The 18570-nt window shown below is 43.1% G+C and carries 11 protein-coding genes; 10 read left to right on the forward strand and 1 reads right to left on the reverse strand.

Annotation, left to right across the window (positions count from 1 at the left end; genetic code table 11):
• The first annotated feature begins 46 nt into the window (after positions 1–46).
• The 5 genes from P1X15_RS03550 (at position 47) to P1X15_RS03570 (ending at position 9296) form a co-directional block, all read left to right on the forward strand.
• Positions 47–1057: a FecR family protein gene (locus P1X15_RS03550; RefSeq protein ID WP_277336752.1), complete on the forward strand. Its 1011-nt coding sequence runs from the start codon at positions 47–49 to the stop codon at positions 1055–1057.
• Positions 1058–1087: 30 nt separating this feature from the next.
• Complete coding sequence (locus P1X15_RS03555) at positions 1088–4561, forward strand: TonB-dependent receptor (protein WP_277336753.1); 3474 nt, start codon at positions 1088–1090, stop codon at positions 4559–4561.
• Between the two features lie 20 nt (positions 4562–4581).
• Complete coding sequence (locus P1X15_RS03560; RefSeq protein ID WP_277336754.1) at positions 4582–6006, forward strand: RagB/SusD family nutrient uptake outer membrane protein; 1425 nt, start codon at positions 4582–4584, stop codon at positions 6004–6006.
• Between the two features lie 87 nt (positions 6007–6093).
• Positions 6094–7668, forward strand: a complete 1575-nt coding sequence (locus tag P1X15_RS03565; protein WP_277336755.1) for an FAD-dependent oxidoreductase — start codon at positions 6094–6096, stop codon at positions 7666–7668.
• The gene (locus tag P1X15_RS03570; RefSeq protein ID WP_277336756.1) at positions 7665–9296 is read left to right on the forward strand and encodes an FAD-dependent oxidoreductase; all 1632 of its coding nucleotides are present in this window, start codon (positions 7665–7667) and stop codon (positions 9294–9296) included. The genes P1X15_RS03565 and P1X15_RS03570 overlap by 4 nt, the downstream gene beginning before the upstream one ends.
• A gap of 104 nt (positions 9297–9400) precedes the next feature.
• Here P1X15_RS03570 and P1X15_RS03575 read toward each other — a convergent pair whose 3' ends face one another.
• Positions 9401–9928, reverse strand: coding sequence for a DUF2911 domain-containing protein (locus P1X15_RS03575; protein ID WP_277336757.1), 528 nt, complete (start codon positions 9926–9928; stop codon positions 9401–9403).
• Between the two features lie 378 nt (positions 9929–10306).
• Between P1X15_RS03575 and P1X15_RS03580 the strand changes: the two genes are divergently transcribed.
• The 5 genes from P1X15_RS03580 (at position 10307) to P1X15_RS03600 (ending at position 18566) form a co-directional block, all read left to right on the forward strand.
• The gene (locus P1X15_RS03580; RefSeq protein WP_277336758.1) at positions 10307–10972 is read left to right on the forward strand and encodes an RNA polymerase sigma-70 factor; all 666 of its coding nucleotides are present in this window, start codon (positions 10307–10309) and stop codon (positions 10970–10972) included.
• A 95-nt stretch (positions 10973–11067) separates the two neighbouring features.
• Positions 11068–12063, forward strand: coding sequence for a FecR family protein (locus P1X15_RS03585; protein WP_277336759.1), 996 nt, complete (start codon positions 11068–11070; stop codon positions 12061–12063).
• 18 nt (positions 12064–12081) lie between these two features.
• Positions 12082–15456, forward strand: coding sequence for a TonB-dependent receptor (locus tag P1X15_RS03590; RefSeq protein WP_277336760.1), 3375 nt, complete (start codon positions 12082–12084; stop codon positions 15454–15456).
• Positions 15457–15468: 12 nt separating this feature from the next.
• Positions 15469–17166, forward strand: a complete 1698-nt coding sequence (locus P1X15_RS03595) for a RagB/SusD family nutrient uptake outer membrane protein (RefSeq protein ID WP_277336761.1) — start codon at positions 15469–15471, stop codon at positions 17164–17166.
• Between the two features lie 119 nt (positions 17167–17285).
• The gene (locus P1X15_RS03600; RefSeq protein WP_277336762.1) at positions 17286–18566 is read left to right on the forward strand and encodes a polysaccharide pyruvyl transferase family protein; all 1281 of its coding nucleotides are present in this window, start codon (positions 17286–17288) and stop codon (positions 18564–18566) included.
• Positions 18567–18570: the final 4 nt, after the last annotated feature.

Consider the following 18570-nt stretch of genomic DNA (forward strand, 5'->3'; position numbering starts at 1 on the left):
AGGGGATTTGGCCTGATTCTCATCTTTAATAGTAAAAGCACCATCGATGAAAACAGAGATAAGCAAAGGATTGGTTTTTAGCTATTTTGCATCCAAAGCCTCTCCACTCCAGCGGAAGCTGGTAGAAGAATGGTTCAAAACCAATGAAGAGCAATACTACGAATGGCTCGAAGAATGGGAAAGTACGCATCCGCAATACTTGCCCGATAGCGAGGCTGCATTATTGAAATATGAAGCTTTTTTGGAAAATAACCCCCAATCTGTTGAATCTTATGTTGTTTCTTCTGAAGAGCAAGTGCAGGTATTGCCACTTAGACCAACCCCTTGGCGGAAGTGGGGTGTAGCGGCGGCAGTAATGGTAGGGGTGATGACAATCGCAGGTTGGTTTTTTCGAGACAATCTACTTTATCAAACACATCAAACAACTTTTGGCGAAACGGAGTCTCTGACCCTCAAAGATGGTACTCACGTAACCCTCAATGCTAATTCTTCCTTAAGAATACCACGTTTTGGTTTTAGCCAAACCGCACGAGAAGTATTCCTGACAGGAGAAGCCAATTTTGAAGTGACACATCAAGCTAATCACCAAAAATTTGTGGTAAAAACTGACAGAAACTTCGAAGTAGTGGTACTAGGGACGGAGTTTACGGTATATGCGCGTCAGCGCATTTCGAAGGTGGTTCTCAACAAAGGAAAAGTAAAGGTACAATACCAAGAAGGCAATACCCAAAAACATTTGATGATGAAACCAGGTGATTTGATAACCCTTGATAACCAAAATCGCCTTTCACGAAAAGTAACGAATCAGCCCCAAAACTATGCGGCTTGGGAACAAAAACGCTTTGTCTTTGAAGAAACTACTCTACAAGAAGTGGCCTATCTACTCCAAGAAAATTACGGATTAGAGGTCGAAATCAGCAGCAAACCGCTGGCCGAACGCGTGATTATGGGCTCTTTCCGCGCCGAAAATGTGGACGAATTGTTACGCTCTATTTCTGAACTTTTAGACATCAACGTGGTCAGGCAGGGCAATCGCGTGCAGCTGACCGACAAGTAATTCAATAGCATACATTCAACTCTAGTTTTTATGAATAAACAAATACAAAAAGCCTCAAAAATGGGGCTTATGATAGGTGTATTGTTTTTTGGGAAGCAATTGGGCTGGTCGCAGCAAGCCTTTGCCAAAGCCCAAGACAATCCTCAAAAGACGGCAGAGCAGACTCGCTATGGCGCCCCTCGTCTCCTCAAAGACGTACTTAGCGACCTAAAAACCCAATATGGGGTCGAAATTATGTTTGAGCGAAAAGTCGTGGAAGGGATGACCGTAAGGCCTGAAGTAATCAACAATCGGTGGGATGTAGAAAAAAACTTAACGCATATTTTACGTCCGTTAGGGTTGCGATTTAAGAAGGTAAATAACAGTTCTTATTTGGTGATTGCAGCAGATAAAAAAGCGCAAAAATCCGCTGAAAATACCTCGGCAACTCAGCAAGAAATGGAAGCTGAGGTGGTTGGGACAAAATCCCCTCAGGAAATTGCGCCTTTGCAAAGAGTATCACATCAAAATGCCTTAGAGCAGGTCATCAAAGGCAAAGTGGTAGATGCTGATAAAGGAGAAGCATTACCAGGAGTAAATATTTTGTTGAAAGGAACTCAACGAGGAGCTACTACCAATCCGAATGGAGAGTTCTCAATCATCGTTCCTAATGAGAAAGCAATTCTAGTTTTTAGCTTTGTCGGCTATGAATCACAAGAATTAGTGGTAGGTAATCGTACACAATTCGACATTAGTCTTAAAACGGATACCAAAGCCCTCAGTGAAGTGGTAGTAGTAGGGTATGGTGCTGTGAAAAAACGAGATTTGACAGGTTCAGTGAGTTCTATTGGGTCAACTGAATTGAAAGCTCAACCCGTGAGTTCATTTAATCAAGCCCTGCAAGGGCGTGTATCAGGAGTGCAAGTAACCAACTCCTCCAATGCTCCTGGCGGTGGAATTACGATTCGGATTAGAGGTGGTAATTCTATTTCAGCTAGTAACGACCCTCTCTATGTCATTGATGGTTTTCCAGTTACTAATCCTGCACCCGCAACAGGAGCAGGCAACTCGACCCTATATCCTAACCCGCTAGCGACAATCAATCCTAATGATATCGAATCTATAGAAATCTTAAAAGATGCCTCTGCTACGGCCATTTATGGGTCTCGTGGAGCCAATGGAGTGGTATTGGTTACTACCAAACGTGGTAAAGAAGGACAAGCTACGGTTGATTTCGATGTTTATTATGGATATCAAAAAGTTACAAAAATGCTTGATATGGCTACTGCAGAGGAGCATACTGCCTCCAAAAACGAGCAATTAAGAAACCTGAATTTTGCCGAACGCTACGGAAATCCAACGGGAGCGTACCCCAAAAAACCATCGGAGTATGGGGTGGGTACTAACTGGCAAAAAGAGATTTTTCGGGGAGCACCGATGCAAAATTACCAGTTGTCTGTTTCGGGTGGAACGGACAAGTTGAGGTATATTGTCAGTGGCAATTATTTCAACCAAGACGGGATTGTGATTACTTCTAATTTCAAGCGTTATACTTCTCGTATTAATTTAGATGCCAGAGTCAGTAATCGACTAAAAATAGGCACTAATTTTACCATAACGCGCAGTTATAACAATAGTGTCAATGAAATAGGAAGTAATAGCTTGGTAGGATTGGCACTGCGAGCTTCTCCTGCTAGTCCTATTTATGATGCAACGGGCAATTATCAGCTTCTAAATGTAGGGCCAGGTTCGGGATTTAGCTCGGTCGCCAATCCTGTAGCAGTGGCTAGGACTAGCACCAATCTTCTCACTAGTGACCGTGTACTAGGAAGTATTTTTGGGGATATTACGCTCGCAGAGGGTTTGACTGCACGCATCAGTATAGGTACGGATATTCTCAATTCTCGTCGCAACATCTTCTATACGCCCCAGACACTCATTGCTAATACTGTGAATGGCTATGGGAGTAATGGCACCTCTAACAACATTAATTTGCTGAATGAAAACATCTTGACCTATACAAAGAGCTTTAATGAGCATACGTTTGATGCCGTAGCAGGGGTGACATTTCAGAGCAATCGTGAAGAACGCACCTACTCTGAAGCGCAAGATTTTCCAAATTACACCCTTGGCGCAAACAACATTGGGTTAGCAAACAAACCGCTTCCATCAACGGGGGGAGTGCAGGAATGGGGATTGAACTCCTATTTAGGACGGCTGAATTATCGTTTCAAAGATCGTTATTTGCTGACCATTACAGGTAGAGTGGATGGTTCGTCGCGTTTCGGAGCTAATAACAAGTATGGATTTTTTCCATCAGGAGCATTTGCTTGGCGGATTTCGGATGAGAACTTTTTAAAAAATAACCGTTGGATAAGTGAGCTAAAACTGCGCTTGAGTTATGGTATCACAGGAAATGACGGGATCGGTCTTTACAATTCATTGTCACAGTATAGCACTGCACGTACGGTATTTGGTGATCAAGAAGTGTTGATGATTCAGGCTTCACGTATCGCCAATCCAGATTTGCGTTGGGAAAAAACCGCTCAACTTGATGCTGGTTTTGATTTGGGATTATTCAACAATCGTCTTCAATTGACTGCTGATTATTATATCAAAACTACCACAGATTTGTTGCTAGGCGTTGAACTACCTGCCACCACTGGTTTTACAAGTGTTACTAGAAATGTGGGTAGTTTGGAGAATAAAGGCGTGGAGCTAAGCATCAATTCGGTCAATATAGACGGTAAATTTCAATGGAAAACCAATGGTAATATCTCATTTAATCGTAATAAGGTTATCAGACTCAACAATGCAGACCAGTTTTTTACGGGCAATTCCATCGTGAAAGTTGGGGAGTCTGTTGGTTCATTTTACGGAAACGTCTTTGATGGTATTTGGCAAACAGCCGACGAAATCAAAGCAGCAGGGACATTGGCTCGTTCGGGAGATTTGCCTGGTGCTATTCGTTATAAGGACTTAAATGGAGATGGAATCTTTAATGAAGCCACCGACCGCCAGATTTTGGGGACTGGACTTCCCAAGTTTATTTTTGGTCTGACTAATACTCTTTCTTATCAATCTTTTGATTTATCTATTTTTCTGCAAGGTACACAGGGAAACAAACTGTTGAATGTTACACGGAAATCAATGGAACAGTCAGATCCGAGTGATAACTTACTCCGAACGGTCATTGAGGGTGCTTGGCGGGCTGATAAACCATCGAATACATTGCCGTCGATTCGGCAGTGGCGAAATACTGGAACAGACTCATTCTATATTGAAGATGGTTCATTTCTCCGCGTCAAAAATGTATCGTTGGGCTATCAACTCCCTATTCGGACAAAGTTTGTTAAACGGGCACGTGTTTACGTAAGTGGCCAAAACTTATGGACTTTTACTTCTTATCGGGGTTTTGATCCAGAAGTAAACTCTGATTTTACGAGCAATGTTCAGTACGGTGTCGACAATTATGCTTATCCTGCTGCTCGTACATTTACTTGTGGTGCTACCCTTTCTTTCTGAACAGATTAACAAAATTAAAGATGAAAAAAACGACTTTATTTTCGGCGTTGTTTACAGTATTTCTGTTGACAGCATGTGAAAAAAACTTAGAGGAGGTACCTCTTAGTTTTTTTGAAGAATCAAATTCCTTCAACTCTGCCGCTGACGCCACTTCTGCAATCAATGGCGTATATGACCGACTCAAAAATATCTATGGCATGACCATGATAAATTTGGCTGACCTCAACAGTGATGAGTGTGAAGTACGCGAAGACAATGGCAGTGGAGATGAGATACATAAGAATCTATTTAACAGTGGAACGAGCTTGTTTGATGGGTTTTACACCAATAGCTACGTATTAATTGACCGCGCCAATCGAGTGATTGCGAATGTCCCAAAGATTACGATGGATACCAAACTACGTGATCAAATTGTGGGCGAAGCCAAGTTTTTGAGGGCGTTAACATACTTTAATTTGGTACGGGCTTTTGGCGATATACCACTTGTGACGAGTGTTTCCAATGATGTTATCAATGTTCAAATCCCCCGCGAACCAGCCGAAAAAGTGTATCAGCAAATTATCTCTGATTTACAAGAGGCTGAAAAAACGCTCCCAGTAAGATATACAGCGGCTTCCGAAAATGGAAGAGCAACGATTGGAGCAGCTAAATCCATGTTGGCAAAGGTATATTTAACCCGTAAAGACTGGGCTAATGCTGCTTCTAAAGCAAAGGAAGTCATTGATTCCAAAGCATACGCTTTGTTCGCTGATTTTAAGGATGTCTTTTTACCCGAAAAAGAAAATGGTACTGAACATATTTTTTCGATTCAATACAGTTGTGTCTTGCCTGCGTATGGCAGTCCAATGGCCGTGAATTTTTCTATATACTTCAGCTATCCTATTAATTTGACGGGAGGAAGCTATCAAGTAGTACCGCAACACGCCGCTTCATACTTATCAGGAGATTTACGTAAAGACGTAACGGTTATTTATGAGAAAAAAATAGCCAACGGCACCGTAGTAGCCTCACGTACGGGGCCTCATTTGGACAAATATTGGGATCCACAAGCCTGTGGGTCGCAGTCGGCGCGAAACAACTTTTTAGTCATTCGCTATGCAGATGTATTGTTGATGTATGCCGAAGCCCTGAATGAATTAAATGGCCCTACTACTGAAGCTTATACAGCCATTAATTTAGTGCGAGCGAGGGCACGAAAAACTCCAGCAGATTTAAAAGACTTCAGTAACCTGACTCAAACGCAATTGCGTGAGGCAATTTGGCAAGAAAGAAGTTGGGAGCTTTGCTTTGAAGGACATCGTCGTTGGGATTTGTTAAGAATAGGAAAGTATATCGAAAAGATGAAAAAAATAGGAATAAATGCTGAAGCAAAACATTTGCTTTATCCTATTCCTATTCAAGAGATTGATGTAAACCCAGCTTTGGTACAAAACCCAGGTTATTGATTGTTGATGATAGTATGGCCATTCTGAGCCTGGAAGCTAACCTCTCAGAATGGCTTAGATATTCACTTTTTACACTTTTATTTTAATATGAAAATTTGTCTTACTCTTTTAATAATACTGAATACTTGGATTGCGTATGCTCAGGCTTCTTTCGATGTTGTGGTATATGGCGGAACACCAGGCGGTGTCATTGCTGCGGTGGCTGCTGCTCGTGAAGGTGCAAAAGTGATGCTTATTGAGCAGACAAAACATGTTGGAGGACTGAATACCAGTGGTATTGGCACTGCCGAGTCCGAACACATGATTGAAGAAACTATTTCGGGATTACCGTTAGAGTTTTATAGTCGTATGAGTCAATTTTACGGAAAAACTAAAACCGAATTTTACTTTGAATCGCATGTAGCAGAGAAAGTCTTCAATGACCTGTTAGCAGAAGCTAAAGTCAAGGTTATCTATGAAGCATTTGCTCAAAAAGTAAGTAAGAAAAATGCTGCTATTCATACCATTACTTTATCAAACGGCACCACCGTCACAGGCAAAGTATTCATTGATGCTACCTATGAAGGAGATTTGATGGCACGGTCGGGAGTGTCTTATACCTATGGGCGTGAAAGCAAAGACCAGTATGGTGAGTCATTGGCGGGTGTAAGGTTTATTGATACTCCTATTGAAGCCTCTCCCTATGATGATAATGGCAAATTGCTACCTGGATTTGTTGAACGAAGCACACTTACTGATGGGCAAGCCGATAAACGAGTGATGAATTATAACTTTCGGGTGATGATGTCAACAAGAGATGACCGAGTTCCTTTTCCTAAACCCGAACGTTATGAACCACAGCGTTATATATTGCTTTCGAGATGGCTTAAAAATGAACCTAATGTCAAATTCAAAGACATCATTGATTTGTACGGTTGGAATTACCCTAAAGGTAAATACGAAACCAACAACAAACAGAAATCAATCATCTCTTTAGGTCACTTTGGTGGGAATGTCAACTACCCCGATGCCGATTATCCCGAAAGACAAGCTATTTATGATGACCATAAAAACTGGACTTTGGGTCTATTATATTACTTGGCCAACGACCCCTCAGTCCCACGTAGTTTACACGATGCGGTAAATCAATATGGTCTTACGGGTGATGAATTCAAAGACAACGGAAACTTTCCTTACTATCTTTATATTCGTGAAGCACGACGAATGAAGGGCGAATTGATACAGACCCAAAAAGATATTTTAGAAGAACGTACAAAACCCGATGCGATTTGTTTGGGTTCGCATTGGATAGATAGTCATCACGTACAACGGGTGGCTGTATCTAAAACCCAATTTGTCAATGAAGGACGAATCTGGGAAGTATTGACCAAACCCTATGAGTTTTCGTACCGTACTATTTTGCCCAAGCAGCAAGAATGCACCAATCTGCTTGTGCCTGTATGCTTATCGGTGTCGCATGTTGCGTTTTGTTCGGCACGGGTGGAATGTACGTGGATGCAGCTAGGCAATAGTGCGGGCATTGCAGCAGCGATGGCCGCTCGTCAAAAAAAATCCGTTCAAAAATTAAGCACCACTGATTTACAGACGAATTTGAAAAAAAGAGGGGTGATTTTGAGTATTAATCATCAAATTTGGGACGGAGAAAAAGATGGTAAAAAATGAGAAAAACACTGACGTTGTTGTTCACTTTTTGGGGGCTGACTTCATTTCAGTTCCCCAAAAACCAAGTTTCTTATGATGTGGTCATCTATGGCGGAACGGCAGCGGGAGTGACGGCGGCGATTCAGTTGTCCAAAATGGGGAAAAGTGTAGCTCTCCTCGAACCTACTATGCACCTTGGCGGGATGAGTGTAGAAGGGCTCGGTGGAACCGACATTGACAACCATAAGGATTTTCAAAATAGCCCTGCTGTGGGAGGGTTGGCACTGGAATTTTATCGCCGTATAGCAAAAGTCTATGGAAGAGAAGAGGCTTTTGAGAACGCGCTCAATAACAAAGTCAAAAACACAAGTCTCTGGCGATTTGAGTCGAAGGTGGCAGAAAAGGTCTTTAATGATTGGATAAAAGAACATAAAATCGACGTATTTCTGGGGAGACGCTTGGCCGAGAATGCCCAAGCAGTAAGTAAAACAATGACCACTATTACCGAAATTCGTACCGAAAAAGGAGAAGTATTCAAGGGGAAAATCTTCATGGATGCGACCATTGAAGGAGATTTACTGGCGCGGGCGGGTGTCAGTACAACGGTAGGGCGAGAGGCCAATGCCACTTATAATGAAACCCGAAATGGTATCCGAGCTGAGACAGATCATGCACAGTTTGTGGTCAAAGTCAATCCTTATAAAAATCCCAATGACCCAAACAGTGGAGTGATTCCGACAATTCAGGACGAACCACTAGGAACACCCGGCACGGGAGATAAACGCCTGCAAGCATTTTGTTTTCGGATGTGTTTGACCAAAAACCCTGACAATCAAATTCCCTTCACAAAACCTACGCGCTATGACCGAGGCCAATACGAGATTTATCTGCGTTATATCAAAGCAGGGGGGAAACTGTATCGGCCTAGCGCAGGACTTCCAAACGGCAAAACGGACTTAGGTGCGTGGCATGATTTATCGCATAATCTCTACGGCATGAATATGGACTATCCCGAAGGGAGCTACGCTGTACGAGAAAGGATATTGGAAGAGCACAAGACGTTTACACAAGGGCTTTTTTATCTCTTAGCCCATGACCCTGAAGTAGGTCAACTCGACCCCGCCTTGCAAAAAGAATGGACAAGCTGGGGATTGGCCAAAGATGAATTTACTGACAATGGCGGCTGGCCTCGAATGTTTTATGTACGTGATGCGCGCCGTATGGTGTCGGATTATGTGATTACGGAGCATCATGTCAAAAAACAAAACCCCACGCCTGTATCTGACCCTATCGGCATGGCGTATTGGCCTACAGACGTACACAGTGTGAGACGCATCGTAAAAGACGGCTATGCCTACAATGAAGGCTTTGTATTTGGGGGCGATTATTGGCAACCATTGCCTATTTCGTACCGGTCGCTGGTGCCCAAAGCCTCCCAATGTACCAACTTGATTACGCCTACTTGTCCCTCCTCAAGTCATATTGCTTATGGAGCGATTCGGCTAGAATGGACCTTTATGATTTTGGGGCAGTCTGCGGGTACGGCTGCGGCATTGGCACTCGACAAAAAAACTACGATTCAAAAAGTAAGCTATACCGTATTGAAAGCTAAACTGTTGAAAGATAAACAGATACTGACGTTGGAGTAGCAAAAGAATTTAAACAATGATTTTGGAGGTTGTAGCACGCGCAACCTCCAAAATATAAATGTTAAAATGGCTGTCAATTCATGATTAAATGGGTTGGCAAGGTTTTATTTTACTTTGAAGTTTACTTCTAAATTTTCCCACAAAATCGCCACTGTTCCTTTGGGCGAAATGGTATAGGTAAGTTGCTCGTGAAATTTCGACGATTTTTTTGGTTTTACACTCACGCGCAAAGCGTCTTGCTTGTCATCATATTTGAAAGCACCCCATTGGTTAGGGACTTTATTAAAGATAATGGTCCATTCTTTTTCGTTAGGAATGGTAAAAAAGCCGTATTTGCCTTCGGCTAAGATTTGCCCTTCTACTTTTACATCTTGGCTTATCTCAAAGGTAGTAGCTTCGTTGGCACCTGCACGCCACACTTGCCCGTAAGGCACGAGTTCTCCCCATATTTTTCGACCTTTCACCGAAGGCTGCCCGTAGCTGATGGTAATGGTGGTGTTTTCTACTTTTTGCGAAACTTGGGCGGGGGGACTAGGTCGGCTGTTTTTGTCTTGAGCCCAAACCGAAAAACTTCCCAAACAAACTGCCAAGATCGTGAGTAAAGACAGGGTGATTTTTGCATTCTTTTGCATAGCTGACATAAAAATTTAGAATTGAAATAAGAATTGAGAACACAAATCTCTGCAAAGTGACATAGAAGACCTATGCAAACGGTGTTCAAATTGGAGCAAGTTTGTTCAAGCTTGTAATTTTCTAATAATCAGTGAGATAGTTTCTGTTTTTAGAGATGTGTGTTTTCAAGAAGAAGCCCTAAAAATAGTAGTGCAAGGGGACTCTTAAGAAAGAGGGGTTGAAGCTACCTACACCTTCTTTTGATATAAATTAAAAAAATAAGTAAAAAAATCCTATTTCTCACTAAGTGTTTTGTGCGGACAAAAACGTCTATCTCAAAAAACAGGTTTAAATAAAACGTTTCCAAGAAAAAACTTATCTTTATATAGAAAATGAGAATGGTCAAGCATACTATGGAAGAAGAAGATAAGGCGCAACCGATTTTTGGGAGGCATGAGCGAGAAAATCCCGCCCCCAAACATACGGTGCTTGACCCCGAACGGATGATTAGAGTCGCTTTTGAGACCAATCCCGACACTGGCATAGCGTTGTTGTTTCAGCAATATTATCCATTGCTGTGCAGTCATGCTGTACGCTATGTTTCTTCAAAAGCCATTGCCGAAGATATTGTTTCGGATATTTTTTATGAGTTTCATACCCAGCATTTATACCGCACCATTACTACTTCTTTTCGAGCGTTTTTGTTTACATCGGTAAGGCACCGGGCTTTCGACTACGTAAGAAGCGAGATGCGCCGAAATACTTCGTTGGACAATGCCACGCAGTTTTCGATAGCCACGACCTACGAGCCCGACTCCATTACCCAATACGAAGAACTCTACCACGATGTCGAAAATGCCATCAACAGTATGCCTTTGAAACGCCGCCAAATCTATGTCATGCACCGTTTTGAAGGAAAAAAGTACCAAGAAATTGCCAATGAACTCAATCTTTCTCTTCGTACTATAGAGGCTCATTTGTACCAAGCTATCCGTCAGATTCGGACTTCTTTGAAAGATAAGTGGCTCGCTATCGTGATGCTTATCGGCGGATGGTGGCTTTAAGATTTATATTCACGAATAAAAATATTCTAAAAAATAATCCACATCGCTAAGTGTTTTCGACGTTTCAACACGTCTTGTTTTTAAATCATTTCATCATGAAAATGCACATAACCAAAGAAATGCTTTTCAATTACTTCGCTGGTAGAGCTACTGTTTTTCAGAAGCAGATGGTGGAGGAATGGGCACAAAACAACGAAAATCGAGAGTTGTTTTATGCTTATTTGGCTATGTGGGAAAGCGAACATCCACAGTATATGGCTGATGCCACTGCTGCCTTAGCTCGTCATCAAGAACGAATGGGCGGCTATCAGAATCAAAAAGAAGAAGTAGAGGTTTTGGAAGTCGCTCCTCGAAAACTATCGTCATGGCTGTGGGCTGCTGCGTCAGTAGTATTGATATTAGCGGTGAGTAGTTGGCTATTCAGAGATACTATTCGGTACCAAACTTATCATACCGCTTATGGTCAAACCCAGCGTTTGACATTGGGCGACGGGAGTCAAATCGTGCTCAATGCCAATTCGTCGCTTCGGGTGCCGCGTTTTGGTTTTGGTCATCAAACCCGTGAAGTATATCTGACAGGAGAGGCTAATTTTTCGGTGACACATTTGCCCAATCACCAAAAATTTATTGTCAAAACTGGGCAAGAGTTTGATGTAGTAGTGCTAGGAACCGAATTTGTGGTAAATACCCGCCCCAAGGTAGCGAAGGTAGTCTTAAACAAAGGTAAAGTACAACTGCGATATCAGGAAGGCAACAATCAAAAACAACTTACGATGAAGCCCGGAGATTTGGTGACGCTCGAAGAAGGAGGCAAAATAAATTTGCATCAAATCCAAGAACCCCAAAACTACGCCGCTTGGCAGGACCATCGGTTTGTATTTGAAGAAACTACGCTACAGGAAGTAGCCCAGTTGTTTAAAGATAATTTTGGAGTAACTGTCGAAATCCCCGAAGCCGAACTTGCTCAATGGACACTTACGGGGTCGTTTACGGCGCACAATGCCGAAGAACTTTTAGAAACGCTTACGGAAGCTGCTAATCTTACTTACCAAAAAGAAGGAAAGAAAATCATCATAACCACCAATCCATAACTCTAACGTTTTTTAAGAATGAAAAAAACAATACAAACCCTATTGTTGGGGGTATTGCTGGGAGGGGTACAGCCAAGTTTTGCCCAATTTTTGGCCAGTGCTCAAACCAACCACAGCAAAGATGCCTCCCACAAGCCCTCCCAGAAAAAACTAAAGGATGTGTTGCGCGAGCTAAAAGAGCAGTATCGGGTAGATATTTTGTTTTTTGACCGCAATGTGGATGGGCTTATGGTAATGAGCAATGTCGTCAATCCCAATGCTAAACTGGAACAAAATCTCGAAGCACTTCTAAAACCTTTGGGACTGTATTACAAAAAATCAAAAAATGGAGGCTATGTCATTACCGACAAACGTACCGAAAGGAGGTCGGAGCAAAACGTGTCACGATTTCCCGAAGGTGACGCTCCGTCCGCCCCAAAAGCCCCAAGCCAATCCGCACCCGCAGCCATAGAAACGCTCGCGCCTGCCGTGGCCGAAGTCAATCGGGTAGTGGATAAAATCGTAAAAGGCAAAGTAACTGATGCCGAAAAAGGAGAATCCTTGCCAGGCGTAAACGTGATTATCAAAGGAACGCAGCGAGGGACTACTACCAATCCTGACGGGGAGTTTTCGTTGAGTGTCCCCGACGACAATGCCGTGTTGGTATTTAGTTTCGTAGGTTATGAATTACAAGAAGTGGTGGTAGGGAGTCGCACTCAACTGCCTATTGCGCTGAATGTTGACAACAAGTCGCTGGAAGAAGTAGTAGTAGTAGGGTACGGAACTCAGAAGAAGAAAGACCTTACGGGAGCCATCGCAAGTGTGGATGTGGAAGCCACTCGATTGCAACCCAATACCAATGCTTCGCAAATCCTTAGAGGAACTACAGCGGGAGTGCAGGTCATTGATAATGGCCGTCCCGGACAAGCCGGTACCATAAGAATCCGAGGAATCAATTCAATTTCAGCCAATAGTTCTCCCCTTATTGTACTAGATGGAATTATCTATGCGGGAGGCAATTTGGCCGATATTAACCCCAACGACATTGAAACCATTGATATTCTGAAAGATGCCAGTTCGACGGCCATTTATGGTTCTTTGGCCACCAACGGGGTCATTGAGATCACCACAAAAAAAGGAAAATCTGGCAAGCCTAAATTTACGTTTACTACCTATTTGGGGGCTTCTGATTATGCTTTTTTGCCTAATTACCGCACTCCTGAGCAGTACTTAGCGGCTCGTAAAGATGCCGAAGAAGCCGAAGGGGGAAGTGTGCCATTTTCGGTGATTGAACAGGCCAATATTGCCGCTGGAAAAACCATCAATCCTTTTCAGGAAATCAAACAAAGCGCTCCTATGTCAAATTATGAGCTCAATGTTTCAGGGAAAATGGATAGATTAAGTTACTTTTTTTCAGGAGCATATACCGACTCCAAATCGCCCGTTAGAGGGGATAATTTCAGCCGCTTGTCGAGCAGATTAAACTTGGGCGTACAAGCCACTGATTGGCTCAAGTTGGGTATCAATTCTGGGTATTCTTCCAGAGATAATTCAGGGGTGAGAGCCAACCTTGTGGCTACTTCTTATTTGAGTCCTTTTGCAAGTTTATATTTAGAAGATGGCGTTTCGCCAAATCCTCTTCCACAAAACTGGGGCTTAGTAGCCAATCCATTGTTGGGAACGCTCTTAAATACCAACAAGTCAATCACTAATATACTTTTTGCGAATGCCTACGCCGATGTAAATCTTTTGGAAGGTTTGACCTACAAACTCAACGGAGGCTATACCCGAACCGACTCCAAAACATTCACTTATAGCCCTACTTATGCTCCTACCAACCGTCTAGGTTCCGGCTCAAAAAGACACGGAGAAACCCAAAATTTTACCCTAGAAAATATTCTTAAATACCAACGCCGATTTGCCCAAGATCACAGTGTTGATTTGACCGTACTTTATGGGATTTATCAGTTATCAAATCAGTTTTCATTCCTATCAAGCCAAAATATTTTCAACGATGCGTTGGGATACAATTCGCTGGAAATTGGCGAAGGGTATGCCATTGATGTAGGCGCCACCCAAAACCGTCAAATCTCTTCTATGGCGCGCTTGGGCTATTCATTGAAAAGTAAATACTTCTTTACTTTAAGTGTGCGTAGAGACGGCTTTTCGGCTTTTGGAGAAGGACGTAAATTCGGAACTTTCCCTTCCGCTGCCTTTAGCTGGAATGTAAGTGATGAAGATTTTATGAAGGATGTTAAAAAAATTGACTTCCTCAAGGTGCGGGCTTCATGGGGGCGCAACGGCAACCGAGGCGTGAGCGAATACTCTTCTTTAAGCCAAGTTGGGCAGCGGAATTATGTCTTTGGAGACGGCCAACCCGTATCCATTGGTTTAATCCCTACCACGCTTGCCAATCCGAACTTGGGTTGGGAAACCACCGAAAGTTTCAATATTGGTACCGATGTTCAGGCTTTTTCAAGTCGTATTTCGGCTTCGCTCAATTTTTATGTTTCCAATACTTTCGACCTACTCTTGAATCAAACGATTCCGAATACCAACGGTTTTGAGGTTTTCTTGCGGAATATTGGCAAAACCAAAAACAAAGGATTTGAATTAGACCTCAAAACCAAGAATATCGAACGCGGCGATTGGGGATGGAATACCAATATCGCTTTCTCGCTCAATAGAAACAAAATCGTACAACTCACGGGCAGAGATATCAACAACGACGGCATCGAAGACGATGACATTGCCAGTGGGTGGTTTATTGGGCAGCCTTTAGGTAGCAACTTTGACTATGTATTTGACGGAATTTTCCAACAAGGAGACGATTTGTCTTTAATCCCTGGTTCTAAGCCCGGAGACATAAAATTTAAAGACATTAGTGGCCCCAATGGCGTACCTGACGGCAAAATCACGCCCTTAGACCGTGCGGTATTACATAGCAATCAACCTAATTTTATTTTGGGAATTACCAATATCATCAATTTCAAGAAATTTAGCTTGTCTTCTACCGTCAATATCAGAGAAGGAGGCTATAGTTCTAGCTCGCTCACCAATCCAGGTTCCAACTTTTTTGACCAAGCCAATTTCCTTAATCTTCCTTATTGGACTTCCTCTAATCCTATCAATACGCATCCCCGAATCAACTACCGTAATCCGCTCGGCTATGGTTTTTACGAAAGCCGCAGTTTCACCAGATTACAAGATGTGTCATTGTCTTACAATTTTTCGGATGCTTTGATGAAGAAGTTGAAAATCTCCAACCTTCAAGTATATGTCAGCGGCAAAAACCTATTTACGTGGACCAAATGGAACGGCTGGGACCCTGAGTTTGGTGGGGGCGGTCGCGACCCAGGCACTAATGGCCCGTTGCTTAAAACATTTATTGGTGGTATCAACATGTCATTTTAACATTTTCGAAACATGAAATCAAAATTTAAAGCCATATTACTTCTTTCACTTTTTGGGATTACCACTTCCTGTAGTGACGACTTTTTAAAGGAAGTTCCTTTAGATCGATTCAGCCCCGAAAACTTACTGACCAATACGGCAGGGTTTGATGCCGCCGTGGTAGGTTTGTACGAAGGATCACGTCAAGAGCATATTATTGCTTCTAACAACTTCGAGTACATGACCGTAGGAACCGACCAAACCCAATGGGGGCGGAACGACTCGCGTGGAAATAAAGACTACAGTCTTCTCAACCCCAACTTAGATGCAACCATTGTCTATTGGGATTGGGCGTATAAAACCATGATTTTACGCTCCAATACCATTCTGGACGGTCTCAACAACCCCAATCTAAGCATCAGGACCGAAGACTTGAACAATATCAAAGGTCAGGCACTTTTCTTTCGGGCTTACACTTACAATTTTTTGGCGAATATTTACGGCGGTGTTCCGATTGTAAAGCAAACCATCACCGAACCCAAATTTGATTTTGTAAGAAACTCTCGGCTCGAAGTGTTGAACTTTGCGGCCAAAGATTTGGAGGAAGCCGTCACTTTGCTGCCGTTGCAGGTAAAAGACGGCCGCATACCTCGAGCGGCTGCATTTCACCTATTGAGCGAAATTTATATCTCATTAGGAATGGAATCAAAAGATGCGTCATTCTACGATAAGTCCATCAGTGCGGCCAGCAAAGTGATTAATAAAGAAGCGGGCGATTATCAAATCATGACGGCGAGGTTTGGGGCTGCGGCTTCGCGCGCTGGTGATGTCTTCTCTGACCTTTTTGCCAATGGGCAAATCAATTACTCGTCGGGCAACAAAGAGGTGATGTGGGCTTGGCAGTTTGAAAGTACCAACGTTGGAGGGAGCTTTTCGACTTCTTCGGCCAATAACAGCATTCGTTACTGGGGGCCTGAATACGACCGCTTGCAAACTCCAAATCGGGTATTGAATGTGGTAGCTGATAGCATCGGAAGGGGAATAGGGGTTAATTGTCCTACCAATTATGCTAAATATGATGTCTGGGCATTAGACCCCAAAGACATGAGAAATTCCGTTCATAACATCCGACGTACCTTTTACTATAATAACCCTGCTGATAAAGATTATTTTGGCAAACCAATTATTGTCAAAAAAGCAGCCAATGGAAATCTATTTTTGGCCAGAAATGATGGCACCCTCACGACCATTGCCGTCGATACATTGAGACAATACTACCCTTACTATCGAAAAATTGAGGGTCCTTCCATCAATAACGATATATTATCGGGCAATACGTCCAAAGATTTTAGCCGCATGAGGGTCGCTGAAACCTATTTGCTGAGAGCGGAGGCCTATTTTAGAAAGGGCGATTTGGAAAATGCAGCAAAAGATATCAACGTAGTGCGGGCTAGGGCAAAAGCTACCCTAATCAGTGCAACAAAAGTAACCGAAGACTTTATTTTGGATGAAAGAACGCGTGAGTTGATCGTGGAAGAACCCAGATTGCGCACCTTGATTCGCATGGGACGTTTGGTGGACAGGGTGAAAAAATACAATTCAGAACCGTCGGTACCAAATGGGCCTTCTTCGGGCAAAACAATCCAAGATTTTAACAAGTTTTGGCCTATTCCCCAAAAAGTAATCGATGCCAATACTGGAGCTAAATTTGAGCAAAATCCTGGTTATTAGTCAGTTCAATTTTACCCGCAGACAAACGCAGATTTAAGGCCGCAGAATGACGCAGATGTTTGACCTTCAGCAAAATCAGCGGTTTTAAGTTTCTGCGGGGATAAAATTAAATTCTCAAGATGAATATGACACTCAACCGACGAACTTTTCTAAAACAAACCTCTCTGCTAGCTGCCTCTTTGCACATGGCATTGGGAGAAGCTTCAGCGGCTGCTCCTAAGTCGATTATTTTGCGTTCTTCTTGGCAAACCGTCAATATTGGAGACATTGGGCATACACCGGGAGTATTAGCACTTTTGGACAAATACTTACCTGACGTCGAAGTGAGGCTGTGGCCGTCGAGTGTGAGCAATGGCGTGGAAGAACTCATGCGTCGCCGTTTTCCCAAAGTGGCCATCATTAAAAGCCAAAGCGAAATCGCTGCGGCTTTCAAAGAGTGTGCGTTTTTATTACATGGCTCGGGGCCATCCTTGGTAGCGCGCAAAGATGTAGAACGTTGGCACAAAGAAACAGGCAAACCTTACGGAATATACGGCATCACTTTCCCAGGTGTATATAGCCCTGACCCCAAGGCGTCGGTGACGGCCAATCCCCTTGATATAGAACTCTTAACCAACGCCCGTTTTGCGCTTTTTAGAGATTCCATTTCGTTGGATTTTGCAAAAAAAAATGGGGTTAAATGCCCAATCATGGAGTTTTGCCCCGACGGTGCTTTTGCCGTAGATTTACGAAATGAAGAGGCCGCTACTCAATTCCTGAAAACACATGGCTTAGAAGAAGGCAAGTTTATGTGTGTCATTCCACGGACTCGCTTTACCCCATATTGGGAAATTCCCGCCAAAAAAACACCCTTCGACGAACAGCGCCATCTCCGCAACGAAGCCATGAAAGAGCATGATAACGCACCTTTGCGACAGGCAATTATTGAAGTGGTACGTCAGACTTTCATGAAAATCTTGATTTGCCCTGAAGACGAAACCCACGTAAAACTCGGCAAAGAGATTTTGTATGATAAGCTCCCCGACGACGTAAAGCAAAAGGTGGTGTGGCGCGATAAGTACTGGCTAACCGACGAAGCGGTAAGCACTTATGTCCGCTCGGCAGGCTTGTTTGGTCTGGAAATGCACTCGCCTATTATGTGCATTGGTAATGGAATCCCTGCGATTGTGGGTCGTTTTTTTGAACAAACCAGCAAAGGCGTGATGTGGCGGGACATTGGCCTTGGCGATTGGCTCTTTGATATGGACAATGAGCAAGACGTTGCACGCTATGTACCTACGGTGTTGGCCATGGCTAAAAACCCCAAAGCTGCCAAAGCCAAAGCCGCCAAAGGCAAAAAGTACGTAGAACAACGTCAGCGGGAAACCATGAATTTATTGAAAGAGAACTTAAAAGTCTAATTGT

This window comes from Runella sp. MFBS21 (assembly GCF_029433105.1).
Taxonomy (GTDB): Bacteria; Bacteroidota; Bacteroidia; order Cytophagales; family Spirosomataceae; genus Runella.

Excerpts from the sequence above, each read along its gene's own strand:
- P1X15_RS03580 (WP_277336758.1), top strand. The coding sequence starts at position 10,307 with ATGGTCAAGCATACTATGGAAGAAGAAGATAAGGCGCAACCGATTTTT.
- P1X15_RS03555 (WP_277336753.1), top strand. The coding sequence starts at position 1,088 with ATGAATAAACAAATACAAAAAGCCTCAAAAATGGGGCTTATGATAGGT.
- P1X15_RS03570 (WP_277336756.1), top strand. The coding sequence starts at position 7,665 with ATGAGAAAAACACTGACGTTGTTGTTCACTTTTTGGGGGCTGACTTCA.
- P1X15_RS03590 (WP_277336760.1), top strand. The coding sequence starts at position 12,082 with ATGAAAAAAACAATACAAACCCTATTGTTGGGGGTATTGCTGGGAGGG.
- P1X15_RS03600 (WP_277336762.1), top strand. The coding sequence starts at position 17,286 with ATGAATATGACACTCAACCGACGAACTTTTCTAAAACAAACCTCTCTG.
- P1X15_RS03575 (WP_277336757.1), bottom strand. The coding sequence starts at position 9,928 with ATGCAAAAGAATGCAAAAATCACCCTGTCTTTACTCACGATCTTGGCA.
- P1X15_RS03595 (WP_277336761.1), top strand. The coding sequence starts at position 15,469 with ATGAAATCAAAATTTAAAGCCATATTACTTCTTTCACTTTTTGGGATT.
- P1X15_RS03585 (WP_277336759.1), top strand. The coding sequence starts at position 11,068 with ATGAAAATGCACATAACCAAAGAAATGCTTTTCAATTACTTCGCTGGT.
- P1X15_RS03565 (WP_277336755.1), top strand. The coding sequence starts at position 6,094 with ATGAAAATTTGTCTTACTCTTTTAATAATACTGAATACTTGGATTGCG.
- P1X15_RS03560 (WP_277336754.1), top strand. The coding sequence starts at position 4,582 with ATGAAAAAAACGACTTTATTTTCGGCGTTGTTTACAGTATTTCTGTTG.
- P1X15_RS03550 (WP_277336752.1), top strand. The coding sequence starts at position 47 with ATGAAAACAGAGATAAGCAAAGGATTGGTTTTTAGCTATTTTGCATCC.